This window comes from Agromyces intestinalis (assembly GCF_008365295.1).
GTDB lineage: Bacteria > Actinomycetota > Actinomycetes > Actinomycetales > Microbacteriaceae > Agromyces > Agromyces intestinalis.
Genome location: NZ_CP043505.1, coordinates 760,016 through 782,357, shown reverse-complemented (window position 1 = coordinate 782,357; position 22,342 = coordinate 760,016). Strand labels below are relative to the sequence as shown.

The window sequence follows — 22,342 nt, the reverse complement described above, 5'->3', positions numbered from 1 at the left end:
TCAGGTCCCTTCGATCGGGGTGACCGGTCGGGCGACGACGAGCAGGTCGTCGCCGAGCCGGGTGACGTCGGTGAAGTCGTAGCGCTGGGCTTGCGTGATGGTCGCGATGCCGAGGTCGCCGATCGCGGTGCGGGGCCCGCCGAGCAGGGCGGGCGCGAGGTAGACGAGCAGTTCGTCGGCGAGTCCCGCGGCGAGGAACGCGCTCGCGAGCGTCGGCCCGCCCTCGACGAAGAGCGATCGGATGCCTCGCTCGGCGAGCAGGCGCAGGTCGGAGGCGAGGTCGTGGCCGGCGAGCAGCACCGCATCACGCGGGTGGCGCAGCACGGCGGCGTCGGGCGGAACGGGGCGCGAGCCGAAGACCACGGGCACCGGCTGCGCGTCGAGCAGGCGCCCTGCCGCGTCGCGTGCGGTGAGCGCGGGGTCGTCGGCGACCACTGTGCCCGTGCCGACCGCGATCGCATCGGCGAGGGCGCGGCGGCGGTGCATGTCGGCACGGGCGGCCTCGCCGGTGATCCACTGCGAGGTGCCGTCGGCGGCCGCCGCGCGACCGTCGAGCGTCGACGCCCACTTGACCGTGACACGCGGGCGGTGGTGGCGGGCAGCGAACAGCCAGTCGTCGAGGAACGCCTCGGACTCGGCCTCGAGCACGCCGCCGACCACGTCGACGCCGCCGGCGCGCAGGTGCTGTGCGCCGCCCGCCGAGTGGTCGCCCGGGTCGCCGACCGCGTACACCACACGACCGATGCCGGCCTCGAGCAGTGCGACCGCGCAGGGCCCGGTTCGGCCGGTGTGGTTGCACGGTTCGAGCGTCACGACCGCGGTGGCGCCGTGCGCCTGCCCGGCCCCGAGGTGCGAGAGTGCGTCGACTTCGGCGTGCGCGGTGCCGGCGCCGCGGTGCCAGCCCTCGGCGAGCACGTCGCCCGCGGGGGAGAGGATGACGCAGCCGACCCGCGGGTTGACACCGGTCGCGGGGCCGCGTGCAGCGAGTTCGAGGGCGCGGCGCATCGCCGCGACCTCGGTCGCCGTGGCCTCGTGGGCGGTCATCCGGTGCATCCGTTTCCGGCTCCGGGTCGCCCGGCGTGATGCCGGATCCGGCGGCCGCGCGTGCGGTCGCCGACACGTGCGCCTCCCATCCGGACTTTCACCGTCGGTACCGGAATTCCACCGGTTCAACCTCGCCCGCCCGGCCGGATGGCCTGACGTGCGACGCTCGCGGACTCTCACCGCCGGTTCGGAATTGCACCGACCCCGGAGCACGTTGCTCGTGTCGATTCTAGGTCAACGCCCTGACGCCCTTGTTATTCCGCGTCATCCGCCCGCCCCCGGGTGCCCTTTTCAGGCGTTTCTGTGCGCGCGACCCGGATGCGCGGCGTGTTCTCCTGAAAAGCGCGCGATTCGGGCGAGCTCTCCTGAGAAAAGCACCGCGCGGCGGCGGGTGGGTCAGGGGTCAGGGGGTGGCGAGGGCGCGGGCGGTGCCCTCGTCGACGATGAGGTCGGTGACGAGCCGTGCCGCGAGCGCGCCGCGCAGGCTCGGCAGCTTCGCCCGACCCGCGACGACGCAGACGCGCCGCGGCACCCGGCGCAGCGCGGCGAAGTCGGGTCCGGTGCCGCGCGCGTTCAGCGCGATGCCGTCGGTGGACCCGTCGGCCCGATAGAACACGGTCGCCACGTCGCCGACGACCCCGTTGCGGCTCAGCGACTCGTAGTCGGCGCGCTCGAGGTAGCCGCCCTGGTAGACCCGGCTCGGCACGTCGGCGAAGGGCGAGCCGACACCGAAGATCGCGACATCCAGCCTGGCTTGCAGCGTCAGGATGCGCCGGACGCTCCGTTCCCGCCAGAGCGCCTGCTTCGTCGTCGGATCGTCGAAGAACGCCGGCACCGGGAACTGCTCGACCTCGGCGCCGAACGCGTCCCCGAACCGGCGCAGCAGCTCGCTCGCGTACAGGATGCCGGTCGTGCGCAGGTTGCCGGCGCCGTTCAGCTGCACGATGCGGGTGTCCGCGGTCGGCTTGGCGACGAGGTGCCGGCTGACCGCGCTCATCGTCGACCCCCACGCCAACCCGATCGACTGGCCCTGGTCGACGAACCCGCCGAGCATGCGCGCCGCCGACATCGCGACTCGCTCGAGACGGTCGACCTCGGTGGTGTGGTCGGGCATCGGCACCACGTGCACGGCGAGGTCGAACCGATCGGCGAGCTCCTGTTCGAGGCGGCCGACGCCCTCGAGCGGGGAGTGCACGGTGATCTCGACGAGCCCGGTGTCGCGCGCGTACGAGAGCAGCCGCGACACGGTCGACCGCGAGACACCCAATTCGTCGGCGATCGCCTCCATCGTGAGGTCTTGCAGGTAGTAGAGCTGCGCGGCGCGGAGGGCGGTTCGGCTCTTCGCGGGCAGCGTCTGCAGACCGTCTTCAGACGCGATCATGGCGCCTCCTTTGCACATTCGTGCAGTTGGATTGCAAGTGCGTTCGCACCGGTTCACCATGTATTCACCCACACGCGCGAGACTTCCGGCAAGCGCATGCACGCGCATCCGTGCGCCGAGTCCGCGTGGTCGATCGACGGAAGGAACGATCGGATGACCCAGCCCACGACCCCCGCTCCGTCGCTGCGTGCCGAGGTCGCCGACCTGCAGGCGCGCCCAGCGGCATCCGTCGTCATCGTCGGCGGCGGCATCAACGGCATCGCGACCTTCCGCGACCTCGCGCTGCAGGGCGTCGATGTCGTGCTCGTCGAGCGCGACGACTTCGTCTCGGGCGCGTCGAGCGCGTCGAGCCACATGATCCACGGCGGCATTCGATACCTCGAGAACGGTGAATTCCGCCTCGTGCATGAATCGGTCGTCGAGCGCAACGCGCTCATCCGCACGGCACCGCACTACGTGAAGCCGCTGCAGACCACGGTGCCGATCTTCTCGACCTTCTCGGGGCTGCTGTCGGCGCCGCTGCGCTTTCTCACGCATCAGCAGGGCAAGCCCACTGAGCGTGGTGCGCTGCTCATCAAGACCGGGCTCACGATCTACGACGCCTTCTCGCGCGACGGCGGCAGCGTGCCTCGACACCGGTTCCTCGGCCGCCGGAAGTCGCTCGCCGAGCTGCCGAAGCTCAACCCCGCCATCCGGTACACCGCAACGTATTACGACGCGAGCATGCACGACCCCGAGCGCCTCGCGCTCGACGTGCTGCACGATGGACTCGCCTCGGGCACGCATGCCCGGGCAGCGAACCAGGTCGAGGCGATCGGCATGGGAGCGAGCGGCCTACGGGTGCGCGACCGCGAGAGCGGCGTCGAGTTCGATCTCGTCGCCGACGTCGTCGTCAACGCGTCGGGGCCGTGGACCGACCTGACCAACGCGGCGTTCGGCCGCCCGACCCGGTACATGGGCGGCACGAAAGGCTCGCACATCGTGCTCGACCACCCCGAGCTGCTCGCCGCGACCGGCGGCCGCGAGATCTTCTTCGAGCACGACGACGGGCGCATCGTGCTGATCTACCCGTTGAAGGGCCGCGTGCTGGTCGGCACCACCGACCTCGAGCACGACCTGCGCGAGCCCGCCGTCTGCACTGAGGCCGAGGTCGACTACTTCTTCGAGCTCATCGCGCACGTCTTTCCCGACATCGCGGTGGACCGCTCGCAGATCGTCTACCGGTTCGCCGGGGTGCGCCCGCTGCCGCGCCACGACGACACACAGCCCGGATTCGTCTCGCGCGACTATCGCATCGAGCGGTCGGATGTCGCGGAGCGACCCGGCACGACGATGCTGAGCCTGGTCGGTGGCAAGTGGACCACCTTCCGCGCCCTCGCCGAGCACCTGTCCGACGAGGTGCTCGGGCTGCTCGGCCGCGAGCGCGTGCGGTCGACCGAGGGGCTGCCGATCGGTGGAGCGGCCGGGTATCCGACCACGCCCGACGCGCGTCGCGTGTGGGTGGTCTCGCACGGCGACGAGGTCGGCCGCGAGCGTGCCGAGCAGCTGCTCGAGCGGTACGGCACCCGGGCCGAGGAGTACCTCGCCGAGGTCGAGGGCGGGCCCGAGACCGTACTCATGCAGCACTCGGAATACACCCGGGAGGAGATCGCGTACCTCGTGCGAACCGAGCGGGTCGTGCACCTCGCCGACCTCGTGCAGCGGCGCACGAGCCTCGCGTTCGCGGGGCAGCTCACGATGCCGCTGCTCGACGAGCTCGCCGGCATCGCCGGAGAGGTGCTCGGGTGGGACGCCGACCGGCGTGCCGCCGAGGTCGACTCGACCGCACGCCTGCTCGCCGACCGCCACGGGGTCGTGCTCGACGCGGTGACCGTGCAGGTCTGATCCACCTGATCGAGGGCTGCCGGCTCGCGCTCCTCGGCGACCGCACCGCTTCGCTCGTCGTTCGGGCGCGGACGGCGGGTTCCGTTACGGCGCCAGCGCGGCCGGCAGCTCGTCGAGGGAGGTGATCTCGAGCACGCCGAGCTCGGCGGCGCGTGCGGCCTCGGCAGGTTCGGCGATCGCGCCGACCCGGTTCAGCCACACGCCGGTCAGCCCGGCTTCGGCGGCTCCGATGGCGTCGGTGCGCAGGCGGTCGCCCACATACGCCGCGTCGGCGGGGTCGACTCCGAGCAGCTCGCAGGCGTGGTGGAAGATGCGCGCGTCGGGCTTCACGATGCCGACCGCGCCGCTGGCGACGAGCAGGTCGATCACGCGGTCGAGCCCGACCTGGGCGACCTTGCGCTGCTGGAACGCCAGGTCGCCGTTGGTGATGAGCCCGAACCGGATGTCGCCGCGCTTCGCGCGCAAGGCGTCGAGGCAGGGGAGCGCGTCGTCGTGCAGCGTCCACGCCGCTCGATAGTGCTCGAAGTACGCGGTGAACCATTCGCCGGCTTCGTCGTCGGTGAGCTCGACGCCGTGCGACGCGGCGAAGTCGCGAGCCCGCGCCCGCCGCTGGCCCTCGAACGCGAGTTCGCCCGCGAGGTAGCGGTGGTAGTGGTGCTCTTCGAGGCGGTACCAGTCGGCGATGGCCGCGTCGGCGTCGGTCGCGACGATTCCCACCGCGTCGAGGTAGGTCAGGATGCCCCGGGCGACCGCGCCGCGATGGGCGAACAGCGTGTCGTCGAGGTCGAACAGCACCGCAGCCGGCAGGGTCATGCGCACGTCCCGGTCATGAAGCCGTGCCCGCGGTGCGATGCGGAGATCCGAGGCTCGTGCGATCGCGCCGCGACCCGATCACGCCCATCAGCTCGGCGCCGGTCATACGCCGCTCGATCAGCGGATCCTGACCGGCGAGAGCGATCGCGTCGACGTCGTCGGGAGTCGGCTGGTCGAGCACGAGCCGAGCGGTGCGGAGCGAGACGGGCTGCATCTCGGGGCTTATCGCCGGCGCAGGAAGCCGACGCGTTCGTAGACGTCCGCGAGGGTGCGCTCGGCCCGCTCGGCCGCCTTCTCAGCACCGACGGCGAGGATGCGGTCGAGTTCGGCGGGGTCGTCGAGCAGTTCGAACGTGCGAGTGCGGATCGGCTCGAGCGCGCCCACCACCACCTCGGCGAGCTCCTTCTTGAGGTCGCCGTAGCCCCGGCCGACGTACTGCTGCTCGAGCTCGGCGATCGTCGAGCCCGTGATCGTGGCGTAGATGTCGAGCAGATTCGAGATGCCGGGCTTGGCGGCGGGGTCGTAGCGGATCTCGCGCTCGGTGTCGGTGACCGCGCTCTTGATCTTCTTCGCGGTGCGGGCCGGCTCGTCGAGCAGGCGGATCAGGCCCGCGTCGCTCGCCGCCGACTTCGACATCTTCGACGTGGGGTCTTGCAGGTCGTAGATGCGGGCCGACTCCTTCGGGATGTACGCCTCGGGCACGGTGAACGTCTCGCCGAACCGCGAGTTGAACCGGCCGGCGAGGTCGCGGGTCAGTTCGAGGTGCTGGCGCTGGTCGTCGCCGACGGGCACGAGGTCGGTGCCGTACAACAGGATGTCGGCGGCCATCAGCACGGGGTACGTGAAGAGGCCGACCGTCGTGGCATCCGCCCCCTGCTTGGCCGACTTGTCTTTGAACTGGGTCATGCGGCTCGCCTCGCCGAAGCCCGTGATGGTGCCGAGCACCCAGGCGAGTTCGGCGTGCGCCGGCACGTGAGACTGCACGAACAGCGTCGACCGCAGCGGGTCGACGCCGGCGGCGAGGTACTGCGCCGCGGTGCGCCGGGTCGAGGCGCGCAGCTCAGCAGGGTCTTGCGCGACGGTGATCGCGTGCAGATCGACGACGCAGTAGATGGGGTCGAACTCGTCTTGCAGCTTCACCCAGTTGACGAGCGCGCCGAGGTAGTTGCCGAGGTGCAGCGAGTCGCTCGACGGCTGCATGCCGGAGAAGACGACAGGGCGGGCGGTGGTCATGATTCGAGACATCCTTGCAGTGAGTCGGAGCAGAGCGGAGCGGCGATGCCCGCGTCAGATCGCGTAGTCGACGACGACGGGCGCGTGATCGGACCATCGCTCGTCGTACGCGGCGGCGCGGTCGACCGTGTACGACGCGACGGTGTCGGCGAGCGCCTGGGTCGCGAGGTGGTAGTCGATGCGCCAGCCGGTGTCGTTGTCGAACGCCTTGCCGCGCCACGACCACCACGTGTACGGGCCGTCGACCTCGCCGGCGGAGCGGCGACCGACGTCGACCCAGCCGAGCCCGGCGCCGTGGTTCGCGAGCTCGTCGCCCTCGGCCCCGACGAAGCGGTCGAAGTACGCGCGCTCGTCCGGCAGGAACCCGGCGTTCTTGCGATTGCCCCGCCAGTTCTTGATGTCGAGGGTGCGGTGCCCCACGTTGAGATCGCCGAGCACGACCGCGAGCTCGGAGTGGGCGGCGAGCTCGGGCAGGCGGTGTTCCATGGCGTCGAGGAAGCGGTACTTCTCGATCTGCTTGGGCGTGTCGACCTCGCCGGTGTGCACGTAGGCGCTCACCACGGTGACGATGCGATCGCCCACCTCGTAATCGGCCTCGAGCCAGCGCCCCGCGGTGTCGAAGTCTGGGCCGCCGAGTTCGACGCGGTGCAGGCTCGCCCGGTGACGGCTCGCGATGGCGACGCCCGCGCGCCCCTTGGCCGTCGCCGGGTCGTGCACGACGTCCCAGCCGTCGCCGAGCAGCGCGGTCAGGTCGTCGGTGGAGGCGCGCACCTCTTGCAATGCGAGGATGTCGACGCCGCGATCGGCGAGCCAATCACCCATGCCTCGGCGGTATGCGGCCCGGATGCCGTTGACGTTCACGGTCGCGATGCGCAGGGGCTTCGAGGGCATGCGATCGATCTTATGGGAGCCCGCCGACATCCTTCTCCGCGAGGGGGCGGGCAGCCTTCTCGGCCACGGGGGGCCCGCCGGGGCGCAGCTCGCCTGCGAGTTCGGGCGCGGGCGTCGCCCGGGCGCGCTCGAGTTCCGCCTCGGCGCGCTCGAGGCGGCGTCGCGCGGCGATCCGTCTGAGCCATCCGGAGTGCTCGACGCCGTCGCGCGCCTCGCGCACCTTGACCTCGGCGGCCGTGATCAGCGCAGCCCGCTCGCGCGCCGCGCGCTCGGCCGCGAGCTGCTCGGGGGTCACGAGGCGCAGCGACTCGTGCGCGTCGGTGGCTTCGACCGCGACCCAACTCGCCGCGACCAGGATCACGATGCTGGTCACCCGGAACCACAGCAGCAGACCGATGAACACCGCGAAGGTCGCCAGCAGCGGGTTCGAGGTCGTGAACACGAGCACCACCGAGCTGAACAGCTGCAGCAGCGACATCCCGGCCGACCCCAGCAGCGACCCGACCCACATCCGCCGCCACGGCATCGCCGCTCCCGAGAGGAAGCGGAAGAGTGCAGCCAAAGCGAGCGTGTCGATGGCGAACACGACGAGCAGCGCGCCGCCCTGGATGAAGTAGGTCGACCATCGCGACGAGAAGTCCCAGTCGAGCAGCTGGAGCATCCAGTCGATGAAGTTCACCGTGACGATCGACATGGCCGTCGCCAGCAGCAGCACGAGTCCGAACGCGAGCGCGGCGAGCAGGTCGCGTGCCTTCAGCAGGACGTACGAGCGAGAGTCCTTCGGCAGTCCGAACATGCTGCGCACGCCGATCCGTGCGTAGGTGACGAAGCCGATGGCTGTCCAGATGAAGCCGGCGAGGGCGATGACACCGGTCCATCCGAGCACGCCGCTCGACGCTTGCGCGATCTGGGCGAGTGCCTCCTGGCTGATCACCGCGTTCTCGTCGCCGATGAGCCCGGGCGCGTAGGTGTTGACGAGCGCCACGAACGCCGTCATCGCGGGTTCGGAACCGGTGAGCCAGATGCCCGCGACGGCGAAGACGACGTAGATGCCGGCGAACACGGCGAACAGCGACTGATAGCTCATGCCGGCTGAGAGGATGAAGCCGTTCTGGGCGAGGAAGTGGCGCCAGACCCGCACGGGGAACAGGGCGAGCGTCTTCTGCGTGATGGTGGTCACGGTGCGGATCTGCGGGTCGAAGCGTTCGCGGAGGGGCTGGCTCAGGTCGTCGATCCGCTCGCGCAGGTCGGGGCGGTCGACATCGAGGTCGGATGCCGCGGCGCTCCGCCGCGCGTCGTCGGCGCTGTCGGCGCCCGGCTCGGGCGCGACGGCGCTTCGTCTGCCGTTCGAACGTCGCCCGTCGCCCACGTCATCACCATATCGAGGGGCTCGTTCGCGAAACATTCGGAAACATGAACACCCCCCATTTCGGGGGCAAGAAACCGAGGAATCCTAGCGGATCGGGCCGGACGTGGCGAGACTGGCGGCGCCGCCCATCACACCATCGCGCCCCCCACGCTCGTCAATGCCAGGAGTCGCCATGAACGACCACCGCAGTGCTCGCCACGACCGGAGCCGCATCCCCGGTCTCCGAACCGCCGTGAGCGGCATCCTCGTCGCCGCGCTCGCGCTCGCCGGGTCGCCGATGATCGCCGCAGCCGAGGAGCCCGTCGATGCGGTCGTCGCCGCGACCACGGACGCTTCGCCCGCAGCCGATCCCGCGACCGAGGCGCCGGCACCGGAGCCGGCTGCCGAGCCGGAGCCGGCGCCGGAGCCCGCACCCGAGCCGGCGCCGGAGCCCGCACCTGAGCCCGCACCTGAGCCCGATCCGGCGTCCGAAGTCGAAACCGAGAACGATCCGGCTGAGCCGACCGCGGACAGCGGGCCGAGCGTGGCCAACCGGTCGGCCGAGGCATCCATCGCCCCGCCGCAGCAACCGCTCTCGTGCGAGAGCCTGAAGCCGTCGAGCGAGCTCGAGGATCGCACCGCCTACCTCGACTGCCTCGCGAGCCAGAATGCCGGGCTTCGGTCGTTCGCCGCCGCTGCCGCCGTCGACGAGAACGGCAACCCCGACCTGCCCGACTCGTGCGGTATCGACATCGCGCTCATCCTCGACAAGTCGGGCTCGATCGGCGGCGCGGGCATCGCGAACCTGAAGTCGGCCGCGAACGCGTTCACCGGTGCGCTCGTCGACCTCGGGTCGCAGGTCTCGGTCGTCTCGTTCGACCAGGATGCCTACCTGCTCCTCCCCGCGACCGACCTGACCTCGGGGAACCTCGGGACGATTCAGGGTTCGTACGCCGGGCTCGTCTCCGACGGGTGGACGAACTGGAAGCGCGGACTCGAGGTCGGGCTCGGCACGTTCGGCGGCTTCGACGACACCGTCGAGTTGACCGTGGTCATCACCGACGGCAACCCGAACACCGTCAACCCGGCCAACGGGGGGCAGTTCCCCGACGGATCGCCGGGTGCGCTCGACCCGGCCGTGCTCGAGGCCAATGCGATCAAGGGCACGCCCTCGCACGTGTTCGTGGTCGGCGTCGGTCCGTCGGTGTCGACCGGCCCGATCGTGGCGATCTCGGGCGCCGAGGTGCTCGCAGCCGATGGCTCGAACATCAACACGGCCGACTACATGACCACGACGAGCTACGCGACCCTCGCCGAGGACCTGCGTGCCGTCGCCACCGCGCTCTGCGGCGGCACCGTCGTCGTGCACAAGAGCGTCGACGGGGTCGCCACCGGGGGCTGGGGCTTCGAGACTCCGACCACCGACGTCACGCCGGCCGCGCTCACCACCCTGGCCGACGGCACGGGCATCTTCGAGGTCGAGGGCTACGACGCGCAGACCGACGTGCGCACGGTGACCATCACGGAAGAGACTCGGCCGAACCACGGCCTGGAGAACCTGTACTGCGAGCTCAATGGCGAACAGGTTCCGATCACCCATGACGAGGGCTCACCGACCTGGAGTGTCGACGTCGGAAAGCTCGACATCGTGCACTGCTGGGTCGAGAACGAGACCGCCAAGTGGGAGGTGACGAAGACCAGCGACCCGCCGAGCGGCACCGCGGTCGAGGCGGGCGACTTCATCGACTACACCCTGCACATCCGGCACCTGAGCGGTCCGAACGTCACCGACTTCGACATCGACGACGACATCAGCCAGCTCGCGCCGTACGTCAGCTTCGTCGGGCTGCTGACCCCGGCGCCGGTGGTGTCGTCCGACTGGGACGGCACGCCGGGCAAGTACCTGTTGAAGCTCGCCCAGCTCACGAAGGCCGAGACCCTGAACATCAGGTATCGAGTTCAGGTCGATGCCGACGTGCCGCCGGGCTCGGTCCTGCGCAACGTCGTGCTGACCAACTGCCCGGCACCGGCGGAGGGCGAGCCCGACCTGTGCGTCACCGAGAACCCGACGCCGGGCTGGGAGCTTCGGAAGTACTCGAATCCGCCCAGCGGCTCGGTGGTCTACCCGGGCTATGAGGTGACGTACGAACTCGACGCGTACAACTTCTCTGAGGCGCCGGTGATCGGCGGCATCGCCACCGATGACCTGAGCGACGTGCTCGACAATGCCACGATCGACGAGCTCGGCCCGGGACTGACCCTCGAGGGCACGACGCTGACGTGGGCCGTGCCCGACCTCGAGCCGGGCGACTCCGTATCCACCTCGTACACGGTGATCGTGAACGACGACGCGTGGGGCCAGACCCTCACGAACGTCGTGACGCCCGAGTATCCCGGGTCGTGCCCGCCGCCGCCCCAGGATGGCGAGGTCGTGGTGCTGGCCGAGGGCGAGTGCACGACCGACCACGAGGTCGCCGACCCGAACCTGCGCATCCAGAAGCTCTGGGAGCACGACGGCGGTGACAACCCGGTCGACTCGGGCGACGACCCGCCCGACGTGATCAGCTACGCCATCGGTGTCTGGAACAGCGGGAACGCGCCGGTCGAGAATCCGGTCGTCACCGACACGCTCCCCGAGGGCCTGACCTTCGTGCCGGGTTCGGAGGTGGTGCCGGCGGGATGGGTGCTCGATGCATCCGTACCCGGGCAGGTGACCTTCTCGCAGGAGACGCCGGGCCCGTTCGACCCGATCGCCTACCCGGGCGTGATCTTCGAGTTCGATGTCGAGGTGGGCGAGCTCGCCCAGCCCGACCCGACGGTGCCGATCCCCGATCTCGTGAACACGGCGTGTGTGGCGGGGGAGATCCCGCCGCAGGAACCGCTGGACGTCCCGCTGCGCGCCCTCGCGATCGCGTTCGACGAGGAGCCGCCGGCCGATGACCCCGACATCGACGGTCCGCTCGCCGACTGCGACGAGGCATCCACGCCCGTGAAGTCGGTGGCGCTCGATGGGGCGGCGCAGTGCGTCAACGACACCCCGTGGTTCACCTACGCGGTGACGCCGTACAACATGGAAGCCCCGCTGCCGGCGGTCGCCCTCATCTGGTGGACGCTCGACGCCTACGAGAACCGCGACCCGTCGATCGATGCGGCCGATGAGGCGGCCCTCCTGGCCGACGGCGCCTCGCAGGTCGACTACGTGGTCATCCCGCCCGACTGGGCGCCGGGCGACACGCTCGCCGGCCAGCAGCTGTGGCCGGGCGCCGAGGTCGACGCCGAGGGCAACCCGATCGACTGGCCCGGCTGGACCCTGCTGCCCGACGGCACCTGGGTGCTCGACCCGGACGCGCCATTCTACGATCTGCGCGACGAGGCGGTGGTCGAGATCAGGGTGAACCCGTCGACCGACGTGATCACCGCCTACCCGCCGCCCACGCCGAACTGCAACGCGGCGCCGCCTGAGAACCCGGGCCCGGGCCCCGGCCCGAACCCGGCGGGCGGGAGCGGCTCGCGGATTGCGGGCACCGGCTTCGCCGGCGGTTGGCTGGTTCCGTTCGCGGTGATCCTGCTCATGGGCGGTGCGCTGGTTGCGGGTCGCAGCTGGGTGCGCCGACGCGGCCTCGAGCAGGACTGACCGAACGCGCCCCAAGAGACCGGATGCTCCGCCGCTACCGTGCGGTGGAGCATCCGGTCGTTCATGCTCGGCCGGCGCGACGGGTTCGGCAGCCGGGCCACTCCCGGACGGCGAGCGTGGTGCGCAAATCCCCCCTATTCGGGTGGCAGGTTCCGGAAAATACCAGATCAAGGCGGGAAAGTTGGCCTTGTGTGTCCCCCGTATTGGTCACCTCGGCGCACTGTTGCGCCCTATCACCGGCTGATTGACTCGATGGGTAGTTGCGTGATCCTCATCTTTTTGATCGCAACGCTCGACCCGACTTGGGGGAACCGACGATGAAACTCCCGAAGCACTCCGACCAGCCCTCGCTCTCGCGACGCGAGCGCCGTGAGCACGCCAAGCGCAGCCGGCGTCGGGGGCTGTTCTCAGCCGTGGCATCGGTGACCGCCGCAGCGCTCCTGATGCTCGGGCTGCCGACCATGGCGGCCGCGGAGGAGACGCCGGTCGACCCGCTGAGCGCGACCTCGAGCGAGGCGACGACGGAGACCCCGAGCGACCAGGCGGCGTTCGCGGCCGAGGTGCCGGCCGAGGAGGTGCCCGCCGAGGAGCCTCCGGTCGAGGAGCCCGCGGTCGAGGAGCCGGTCGTCGAGGAGGTGCCGCCCGTCGAGGAAGCGCCCGAGGACGACGTGCCGGCCGAGGAGGTCGTCGAGGACGATGCGCCGACGCCCCAGCAGCGCCAGTCCCTCAACCCCGAGATCACGCCGATGTTCGTCGTGCCCGACACCTCGACGACGGCGGTCGTCAACGTGAACCTTCGCACCCTGCGCAACGCCGAAGGCGGCCCGGGCACCGCGAGCACCGCGGGCATCCAGTTCCAGCTGTACACCGATGCGAGCGGCAGCGGGCGCTCCTACCCCGGCGCTGCCGTGGCGGGCCTGACCTGTACGACCGACGCCGACGGCGACTGCGACATCGTCGTCCCGCAGGCCCAGACCAACGTGCGGTACTGGGCCGTTCCCATCGGGACGACCGGCGCGGCGTCGTTCCTGAGCAACTTCCTCGTGACCGGCAACAACACCAACTCCGGCACCGACCGGTTCGCGGCGAACCCCTACGCGTTCCGCACGCCCGTGCTGGTCGTCGACAACACCTACCAGCTGCCGAACACCGGCACGTCGAACCTCCCGACGAACGCCGCCGTGAGCGACACCGCGACCATTGCGAGCCTCGCTTCGAGCGGGTTCAGTTCGGGCAGCGGCTACGCCAACCGATGGAACCACATCGACAACGATCAGATCGCCTCGCTGTCGAACCCGAAGTACCAGCCGATGTGTACGCCGGGCCTGAAGGTCGCGATCATCGTCGACCTCTCGACGTCGATGGTCAGCCCGACGGATGCCGGACTCGTCGGCGCGAAGGCCGCGGCGACCGCGTTCGTGAACGCCTTCGCCGGCGCGAACGGCGGTACGGGCAGCGGTGTCTCGGTGAGCCTGTTCACCTTCGGCACGAACGTTCCCGCCGGTGCGGTGGCCTCCCAGGCGAACCTCACCGACGCGAACAAGACCTCGCTGCTGAACTCGATCAACGGCCTCAGCGTGAGCGGCACCCAGTACACCAACTGGGATCGCGGCATCAACCAGATCGGCGGCTCCTACGACGTCGCGGTGATGATGACCGACGGCAACCCGACCGCGTGGGGCAACGCCCAGCAGGACGGCAGCTGGACGGGCCTGCGACAGATCGAAGAGGCGATCCTCTCGGCGAACAACATCAAGAACCAGAACACGCAGCTCATCGCCTTCGGCGTCGGCGCCTACCTGGTTCCGGGCCTTCCGCAGAACCTGCGCAGCGTGACCGGCCCGGTGCAGTGGCCGAACAGCGGGCAGACGATCGGCAACTCGGACTTCGCGATCACGAGCGACTGGGCGACGGTCGCCACCCAACTGCGGAACCTCGCCGCGGGCCTCACCTGTGCGGCAACCGTGCAGGTGCACAAGCAGGTGCGCGGGGCAGACGGCCAGCTGTCGAACGGTTCGGGCTGGACCTTCACGCCGACGCACGCAGGCGCCGGCACACTGACGCCGTCGAGCCCGAACAACGGCGCCCAGGCCACCAACGCGAACGGCCTGCTGCCGACCCCGTACACCATCTCGTTCACGAACAACGCGCAGCAGGCGAACCTGACCCTCGACGAGTCGGGCCCCTCGAACTACCAGATCGAGAGCGTGATCTGCGTCGACGGCAGCGGCGCGACCGTACTGAACCAGACGACTGAGCCGTTCACGCTGAACGGCCTGAAGACCGGCGACACCATCACCTGCACCGTCATCAACAGGCTGATCGCGAGCGAGGTGAAGGTCAACAAGCAGTGGGTGGTGAACGGGCAGAGCGCGCCGATCAATACGCACCCGAGCGGATTCAACGCGACGCTGGCCCTCGCCGCCCCCGGCAACGGGCTCGCGTTCGGTGCCACGTCGACGGCGTACACCCTCGGTCAGGGGCTGACGCTCGCCGAGTCGGGCGTGACGACGCCGGCCGGTTGCACGGTCGCGACGAGCTACTCGAAGGTCGCCGGATCGTCGACCCTGAACGGCGCGACCGTCGCCAACCTCGGCGCCGGGCTCAACGAGTTCACGATCACGAACACCGCGACGTGCACGGTGCCGCTGAAGCTGACGAAGGTCGTCGCGAACGGCCCCGCTGCGACCAGCGACTGGACGCTGAGCGCTTCGAACGGCGGCCCGTCGGGCGACTCCGGTGTGACCGCGAACGTCACGCCCGGCACGACCTACACGCTCTCCGAGGCGGGCAAGGCCGACAAGCCCATCACCAAGGTCTACGTCCAGTCGGGCGGCTGGGAGTGCTCGACGAACGGCGGTCAGGCGTGGATCCCCGCCGCGGAGGGCAACACGGTCACCCCGCAGATCGGTCAGAGCATCGAGTGCCGTGTCACGAACCACACCGCCGGGCTCACGCTCACCAAGGCGCTCGCGAACGTGCCCGACGGTGTCACGCCGCCCGCTCTGACGGCGTGGAACCTGACCGCGACCCCGAGCGCCGACCCGAACCTGCCGATCGAGACCGGCCAGCACGGCCTGCACGTCTGGGTGAAGCCCGGGCAGTCGTACACGATCGGCGAGCAGCCCGGCGGCCCGGCGGGCTGGACACTGCAGGGCATCCAGTGCCGCGCGACGGCCGGTGGTCCGTTCAGCCCGGGCAGCACGGTGTCGATCGCGGGTGGTCAGGAAGGCGCCTGCGTCGTCACCAACCAGCCCGTCTCACCGAAGATCCGGCTCGTCAAGGTCGTCGTCGGCACGAACGTCAGCCCGACCAACTGGCTGCTGAGCGCGACCCCGCAGGTCGGCACTCCGGTCGGCCCGGTCGCGGGCACGACGGGCGGCTACGTCGACATCGCCGCGGGCCAGCCGATCACCCTCGCCGAGTCGACCTCGCTGCCGAACGCGGGTCAGTTCTTCGCCGGCCAGTGGAGCTGCACGCTCAACGGCGGCAACCAGAACGTGAACACCGGCACCAGCCTCCCGGCGCTGAACCCCGGCGACCAGGTCGACTGCACCGTCACGAATGAGCTGAAGCCGGTCGTTCCGACCATCACCAAGTCGGTCGTGGGCACCCCGATCGCCAACGCGAACGGCACCTGGACGATCACCTACGACATCGTGGTGACCAACCCGGGCGCGTTCAACACGCTGAACTACCAGCTCGAGGACGAGCTCGAGTTCGGTTCGCAGGTCGACGTGAACTCGGCGACCTACCAGCGGATCCTGCCCGAGCCCGCGGGCGGTGTCGAGAACTTCACGGTCCTCGACGGCGGCGTGCAGGCATTCACCGGTGAACCGCCGCTCGCGCCGAACTCGTCGCACACCTGGCGAGTGGTCGTCAACGCGACCGTCGACGCCGGCGCGAACTTCGGCGGCACCAGCCTCGCCCAGTGCGACAGCGACGACCGCGTCCCCGGCACCGTCGGGTTCTTGAACGTCGCGACGCTGAAGGCGAACGACGCCACGTACAGCGACGAGGCCTGCGCCCTGCCGGTGAAGCCGACGTTCGTCAAGTCGCCGGCGGTGCAGAACCCCGTCGTCGACAACGGCGACGGCACGTTCACGCTGAACTACACGCTGACCGTCGGCAATCCGTCAGCGACGACCGGCGTCGTCTACGACCTCTTCGACACGCTCGCCCTGCCCGCCGGCACCACCGTGCAGAGCGTGTCGGTGACCGGCCCCGGCAGCCTGAACCCCGCCTGGACGGGCACTGCCCCCAACACCCAGATCGCGAACGACGTATCGCTCCCCGGCGGCGCCGTGGCGCACATCTACACCGTCTCGGTGGTGGTGCAGCTCACCGCGAACAGCGGGTCGTTCACCTGCCCGACCAACGGACTGCGCAACCTCGGCCAGGTCGTCTCGGGCAACCAGGAGATCGACGACGACGCCTGCATCGAGCTCACGCCGCCGAACATCACGCACACCAAGGCTGTGCAGACGGCTGCGGCGCAGGCGTCTGACGGAAGCTGGTCGATCACCTACCGCATCGTGGTCACCAACTCGTCGGCGAACGGCGGCGTCTACACCCTCGCCGACACCCCGGCGTTCGGCGCCGGCGTGAACCTGCCCGGCCCGAGCGGCTTCAGCGTGGTCGAAGTCGGCAACCCGGGCTTCACGACCTCGTGGGCAGGCGCGGGCGTGATCCTCAGCAACCGGTACCTGCCGGGCACCTCGGCCGGCGCCGGCGCGAACGTCCACACGTTCGATGTCACGATCACGGGCATCACGCTCGCCGGTCCGGCGCTCACGCCGCAGCAGACCGCCTGCCCCGGTGACACGGCCAACGGCGCATTCAACAACGTGTCGTCGGTGCTGACGGGCGGCGTCACGACGCAGCAGCACGCGTGCGACTTCCCGACCGCTCCGACGGTCGACAAGTCGGGTGCGACCGCGTCGCAGCAGCCGGATGCCTCGTGGAACGTGAGCTACACCGTCAAGGTCGACAACACGGCCCCCGGTGCGAAGCTCGTCTACTACTCGCTGACCGACACGCCGGCGTTCGCGAGCGGTGTCGTCTACAAGACGGTCTCGGTCAACGGCGGCCCGGCGCAGCCGTACGCGGGCGGTCCCGTGACGCTGGCTTCCAACGCGCCGATCCTCGGAGGCGGCCAGGTGATCCACACCCTGGTCTTCAACGTGGACGTGCCCGCGGGCGCCGTCTCGACCGACGACCAGAAGTGCACCGAGAACGGCACGCCCGGCAAGGGGTTCCTCAACTCGGCGACGGTCACGAGCGGAGCCATCACGAGCTCCGACTGGGACTGCACATCCATCGAGGAGGGCGGCACGCCGACCGTCGACAAGCATGACGCGACGGCGGTGCAGGGCGGTGACGGCGTCTGGACGATCACCTACACGGTGACCGTCACGGGCAACGAGGAGTTCGTGTCGACGTACACGCTCTCCGACACGCTGCGCTTCGGCTCTGCCGTCGAGATCCAGTCGGCGTCGTGGTCGCAGACCGAGGGCGGCTCCGCGAGCGGTTCGTGGGCCGACCCGACGGGCACGCCGACGACGACGATCGTCAGCCCGGCCGCGGTGATCGGCATCGACGAGGTCGACGAGTTCCTGGTCACGGTGAGGGCGACGGTGCCGGCCGACGCGTTCGACGTGCCGACGACGAACATCTGTCAGCCGACCGACAACACCCCGAACGTCGGGTTCCTGAACGAGGCCGTGCTGGTCAGCGGTCAGACCACCCAGCGCGACACCGATTGCGCGACCCCGGCAGAGCCCGAGATCGTGAAGGAGAAGGTCGGCGACACGGCGGTCTGGGACGAGGCCGAGCAGGCCTGGAAGGCGACGTACACCGTCACGGTGCACAACACGCATCTGACTCAGGCGCTCGTCTACGACCTGGACGACGCGCCCGAGTTCACCGACGCGGTGACCATCACCGACGCCACGGTGACGAGCCCGGATGTCACCGTGAATCCCGCATGGAACGGTGACGACGTGACGCGCGTCGTCACCGACCAGGAGCTCGCCGGCGACGCGACGCACACCTACACGGTGACCGTCTGGTTCACGGTGGACGACGACGTCGAGACCGACGATCCGTCGCTGCTCTGCGAGGGCGACGACGGTGCGAAGGGTCTGCTGAACGGCGCCGTGGCGACGTCCGGCGGCACCTGGAGCGATGAGGACTGCTTCGACGTGCCGATCGTCGTGATCGTCGACAAGGAGTGGGTCCTCAACGGCGGCGACCCGATCGCGTGGGACAGCGATGACCTGCCCGCCGGGTTCACCGCCCAGGGCACGCTCGACGACGAGCACGTCGACTGGGGCGCGGTGTCGGGCCCGTACGCGCTCGGTGACGAGGTCGAGGTCGACGAGACCGACGTCGTGATCCCCGACACCTGCCGCATCGTGAACGTCGAGCAGAACGGCAGCGGCCTCTACGATCTCACCGAAACCGTGAACACCTTCACGATCACCAACGAGGTCGAGTGCATCCAGACGGTCACGCTCGACAAGGTCGTGCACAACGACCACGGCGGCGATGCGGATGCCTCGGACTGGACGCTCTCGGCCAGCAATGCGGGTGACGACACCGACGGGTTCGCCGGTCCCGACTCGCCGGTCGACGGCGTGGGCGTGAGCGGCGACGTGGAGCTCAACGTGGGCTACACGCTGAACGAGGTCGCGAACGACACGGCGACGGCGAACGGGTACGAGGTCTTCGCGACCTGGAATTGCTCGTCCGACACGCCCGACGCGTTCGATCTGCAGAGGACCGACGGCAGCCGGAGCGCGATGCTCACCGTGAAGGTGCTCGGCGCCGACGTCGACTGCTGGATCGAGAACGTCGACATCGCGCCGAAGCTCACCCTCGTGAAGGTGGTCGAGCCCGACACGATCGCCGCGGACTTCGGTCCCGATCTGTGGACCCTCTTCGCGAACGACGGCGACACCACCGTGCTGACGGGCGAGGGCACGGCGACCGGTTCGGTCGATGCGAACACCACCTACACGCTCGGCGAGTCGGCGGACTTCGACGGCATGGAGGAGTTCGAGGCATCCGTCTGGAACTGCGTACCGACCGCCGGAGGCGCGCCGGTCGCGCTCGACGACGGCGAGATCACGCTGCAGCCGGGCGACGACGTGACCTGCACGATCACGAACACCGCGAAGCCGGCGACCTACACCTTCGACAAGCAGGTGCTGTCGACGGTGCAGAACCCCGACGGCACGTGGACGATCGTGTACGCGATCGACGTGGTGAACACCAGCAAGGTGTCGCCGACCGTGTACGACCTCACCGACACGCTCGACCGGTTCGGCGAGGGCATCGAGATCGAGTCGGCCGGCTGGGACGGCCCCGACGCTGACGCCGACGCCGACGGCGCCTGGACCGACCCGGTCGACGAGAACCTCGAGGCCACGCTCGCGACCGACGCGCCGCTGCCCGCGAACACCACGCACCGGTACACGGTGACGGTCGACGCGACGGTGACGGCGGCGGCCTGGCAGGCCGAGGGCGACGAGCCCGTGCCCGCCGAGTGCACCGAGGGCGACACGATCGGCGAGGGCGGGTTCCGCAACCTGGCGACGCTCACCGTCGACGACCTGCCGACGGTCGCCACCGACTGCGACGAGCCGGCCCGCACCACGTTCGAGAAGTCGGCGAACGGTACGGCGACGCTCATCCCCGTCGGCGACAACGCCGGCGCGTGGCAGGTGGAGTACACGCTGACCGTCACGAATGCGAGCGAGAAGGACCTCTTCTACGACCTCGAGGACACGCTCGGGTTCCCCGAGGGGAGCACGATCGTCGAGGCCTCGGCGACCACCGACTCGGGCGCCGACGTCAGCGGCTGGAACGGTGCGAGCGAGACCACGCTCGTGACCGGCCAGGCGATCGCCGCCGCCGGCGACGGGGCGACGGTGCACACCTACTCGATCACGGTGATCGTGAACGTGGCGAACGTCGTCGACATCGGCGACGTGCTCTGCGGGCCCGACGGGTCTATGCCCGGGCAGGGCGCCTACAACGGGGCCGTCATGACGAACGGCACCGTGGAGACGCCCGACGACGCCTGCATCGACATCCCCGTCGGGCGCATCAAGCTGACGAAGGCCGTGGACAACTCGGCGTTCGAGGCGCTGACCGAGGCGCTCGGCTGGACGCCTCCGGCTCCGCTGCTGGCGGCGAACGACTGGTCGCTGCTCGGCAGCAACCCGCAGCGCTCGGTGTCGAACTTCGGCGGCCAGGACCTCGTGTTCACGGTCCCGGTGGGCGACTACGGGCTGAGCGAGCAGATCACTCCGGCACGCGCGGCGCACCCGCTGCTCGCGTACTACGCGGCGCAGCCCTGGAGCTGTGACGATGCGACCGAGGACGACGCCATCGGCTCGGTCGTTGCGGGCCTGCTGACCACGTGCGACCTGGTCAACGTCGCCGACACGTCGGACGTCGGGATCGTGAAGGAGGCGATCCTGCCCGAGGGCGTGACCGCGGTCGACGCGAACGAGGACTTCGAGTACCGGCTCACGGTGACCAACTACGGCACCATGCCGATCGCCGAGCTCGACGTCACCGACCTGATCGACCCGCAGCTCGAGATCACGGGCCCGGCGACGTTCGACGGCGAGGGTACGTGGACCGAGACGACTCCGGCCGACTCGAACGCGTTCGCCGCCCATGGCATCGGACCGTTCGCACCCGGGCCTGTGACGGTCATCACCATCCCGGTGCGGATGCTGCCGACCGAGCCGGTCGAGCCGCCCGACGTGGTCGGGCCCGACGACCCGATTCCGACGCCGACGCCGATCGACCTCGCCGACATCCCCAACCAGGCGTGCGTCTCGATGACGCCGCCGGTGGACGACGTGCCGACGCTGGCCCAGGAGCAGCGCTACCTGCCCGACCTGGTGGCCGCCGACGACTGCGACACGGCCGACGTGCCGAAGAAGGCGATCGACCCGGGCGTGTACGTCCGCTGCGTGAACGACGTGCCGTGGCTGTACTACGACGTGCAGGTGAGCGAAGGCGTCGAGCCCGATGAGATCACGGTGACGTGGACGTCGGCCGACGGGTCGCAGACCCGGGTCGACACGATCCCGTGGGATGCGCGAAGCGGCCGGCTGCTCTGGCCCGGAGCCGCGGTCGACGAGAACGGCGTGCCGTATGCGTTCCCGGGCTGGCGTCCGGTGACGGAGACCGACCTCGCCAACCCCGGCTCGGTGGTTCCGGGGACCCGGTACCTCGACCTCATCCTCGATGAGACCGTGCCGACCTACGCGTGGCGCGACATGGAGAACCCGGCGACGATCACCTTCTCGATCAACCCGTCGCAGTCGGTGCTCGCGGTCTACCCGCAGGCGCTCCCGAGCTGTGCGCTCGACCGGCCGCCGGCCATCGCGATCGAGAAGACGGCGAGCGTCACCACCACGACGCCCGGGGCCGACTTCAGCTACGCGCTGAACGTCACCTCGACCGGCATCGGCGCCGCGCAGCCCGTGACGCTCTTCGACGAGATCCCGTCGCACCTGCGGGTCGACTCGATCACCACGGCGGGCGCTCCGACGTTCCCGCGCTGGGAGAACTGCCAGGTGACCGGCAAGGACTCGCAGGGCTACGGCGGAACGCTCCGATGCGACCTGAACGGCGTGCTCGGTCAGAACTACACGTCGGCGCCCGAGGTGAAGCTTGGCGTCCACGTGCGGCCGGGCACCACGGTCGGCAGCATCGTCAACACCGGCGAGGTCTGCTGGAGCGAGGTGCTGCCCGACGGCACGAGCGACCCGCAGGTCGTCTGCGCCGAGGACGACGTGACCGTCGGCCTGCCGAGGATCGCGTCGACCGGATTCGGTGACGGCATCCTCTGGTACGCGGGCTTGCTGGTGATGCTCGGCGGCCTGGTCGTGACGATCGGAGCGATCCGTCGCCGAAAGGGGGGAACCGTCGTCTGACGGATCGCACGGTGCGCCGCGAGAGTGACGCGGCGCACCGTGTGGTCGGAACGTCTTCGGGGAACGACGATCCGGCCACCACCGAGGGGCCGGTCGGGCGACCGGCCCCTCCCAGGTCCCCGCTTCCAGGTCCCCCGGAGACGACGAAGGGC

10 protein-coding genes and 1 riboswitch are annotated in these 22,342 nt (G+C 70.0%); of the genes, 3 read left to right on the top strand and 7 right to left on the bottom strand.

The annotated features are described in order from the left end of the window. Both ribD and FLP10_RS03620 read right to left on the bottom strand, forming a co-directional pair. Window positions 1-1,044: a bifunctional diaminohydroxyphosphoribosylaminopyrimidine deaminase/5-amino-6-(5-phosphoribosylamino)uracil reductase RibD gene (ribD, locus tag FLP10_RS03625; RefSeq protein ID WP_210418467.1), complete on the bottom strand. Its 1,044-nt coding sequence runs from the start codon at window positions 1,042-1,044 to the stop codon at window positions 1-3. A gap of 73 nt (window positions 1,045-1,117) precedes the next feature. Beyond that, window positions 1,118-1,260: riboswitch (FMN riboswitch) on the bottom strand. A gap of 187 nt (window positions 1,261-1,447) precedes the next feature. After that, a complete protein-coding gene (locus FLP10_RS03620; protein ID WP_246150165.1) occupies window positions 1,448-2,425 on the bottom strand; it encodes a sugar-binding transcriptional regulator in 978 nt (325 codons plus the stop codon). Window positions 2,426-2,578: 153 nt separating this feature from the next. On the opposite strand from FLP10_RS03620, the gene FLP10_RS03615 reads away from it, so the two are divergent. Continuing rightward, window positions 2,579-4,309, top strand: a complete 1,731-nt coding sequence (locus FLP10_RS03615; protein ID WP_149159632.1) for a glycerol-3-phosphate dehydrogenase/oxidase — start codon at window positions 2,579-2,581, stop codon at window positions 4,307-4,309. 84 nt (window positions 4,310-4,393) lie between these two features. Here the strand turns inward: FLP10_RS03615 and FLP10_RS03610 are convergent, their stop codons facing one another. Genes FLP10_RS03610 through FLP10_RS03590 form a run of 5 tightly spaced genes read right to left on the bottom strand, consistent with a single transcriptional unit; the run spans window position 4,394 to window position 8,615 of the window. Next, the gene (locus FLP10_RS03610) at window positions 4,394-5,122 is read right to left on the bottom strand and encodes an HAD family hydrolase (protein WP_149159631.1); all 729 of its coding nucleotides are present in this window, start codon (window positions 5,120-5,122) and stop codon (window positions 4,394-4,396) included. 13 nt (window positions 5,123-5,135) lie between these two features. After that, window positions 5,136-5,336, bottom strand: a complete 201-nt coding sequence (locus tag FLP10_RS03605) for a hypothetical protein (RefSeq protein ID WP_149159630.1) — start codon at window positions 5,334-5,336, stop codon at window positions 5,136-5,138. An 8-nt stretch (window positions 5,337-5,344) separates the two neighbouring features. Then, window positions 5,345-6,355, bottom strand: coding sequence for a tryptophan--tRNA ligase (gene trpS / locus FLP10_RS03600; protein WP_149159629.1), 1,011 nt, complete (start codon window positions 6,353-6,355; stop codon window positions 5,345-5,347). A gap of 54 nt (window positions 6,356-6,409) precedes the next feature. Continuing rightward, a complete protein-coding gene (locus tag FLP10_RS03595) occupies window positions 6,410-7,246 on the bottom strand; it encodes an exodeoxyribonuclease III (RefSeq protein ID WP_149159628.1) in 837 nt (278 codons plus the stop codon). Between the two features lie 10 nt (window positions 7,247-7,256). After that, window positions 7,257-8,615 (bottom strand): YihY/virulence factor BrkB family protein, encoded by a 1,359-nt coding sequence (locus tag FLP10_RS03590; protein WP_246150163.1) that lies wholly within the window; start codon window positions 8,613-8,615, stop codon window positions 7,257-7,259. Between the two features lie 172 nt (window positions 8,616-8,787). On the opposite strand from FLP10_RS03590, the gene FLP10_RS03580 reads away from it, so the two are divergent. Together FLP10_RS03580 and FLP10_RS03575 are read left to right on the top strand one after the other, a co-directional pair. Then, window positions 8,788-12,228: a DUF7927 domain-containing protein gene (locus FLP10_RS03580; protein WP_168209094.1), complete on the top strand. Its 3,441-nt coding sequence runs from the start codon at window positions 8,788-8,790 to the stop codon at window positions 12,226-12,228. 317 nt (window positions 12,229-12,545) lie between these two features. Then, entirely contained in the window at window positions 12,546-22,190 is a 9,645-nt protein-coding gene (locus FLP10_RS03575; RefSeq protein ID WP_149159625.1) for a VWA domain-containing protein, read from the top strand. Window positions 22,191-22,342 lie beyond the last annotated feature (152 nt).

Excerpts from the sequence above, each read along its gene's own strand:
- ribD (WP_210418467.1), bottom strand. The coding sequence starts at position 1,044 with ATGACCGCCCACGAGGCCACGGCGACCGAGGTCGCGGCGATGCGCCGC.
- FLP10_RS03620 (WP_246150165.1), bottom strand. The coding sequence starts at position 2,425 with ATGATCGCGTCTGAAGACGGTCTGCAGACGCTGCCCGCGAAGAGCCGA.
- FLP10_RS03615 (WP_149159632.1), top strand. The coding sequence starts at position 2,579 with ATGACCCAGCCCACGACCCCCGCTCCGTCGCTGCGTGCCGAGGTCGCC.
- FLP10_RS03610 (WP_149159631.1), bottom strand. The coding sequence starts at position 5,122 with ATGACCCTGCCGGCTGCGGTGCTGTTCGACCTCGACGACACGCTGTTC.
- FLP10_RS03605 (WP_149159630.1), bottom strand. The coding sequence starts at position 5,336 with ATGCAGCCCGTCTCGCTCCGCACCGCTCGGCTCGTGCTCGACCAGCCG.
- trpS (WP_149159629.1), bottom strand. The coding sequence starts at position 6,355 with ATGACCACCGCCCGCCCTGTCGTCTTCTCCGGCATGCAGCCGTCGAGC.
- FLP10_RS03595 (WP_149159628.1), bottom strand. The coding sequence starts at position 7,246 with ATGCCCTCGAAGCCCCTGCGCATCGCGACCGTGAACGTCAACGGCATC.
- FLP10_RS03580 (WP_168209094.1), top strand. The coding sequence starts at position 8,788 with ATGAACGACCACCGCAGTGCTCGCCACGACCGGAGCCGCATCCCCGGT.
- FLP10_RS03575 (WP_149159625.1), top strand. The coding sequence starts at position 12,546 with ATGAAACTCCCGAAGCACTCCGACCAGCCCTCGCTCTCGCGACGCGAG.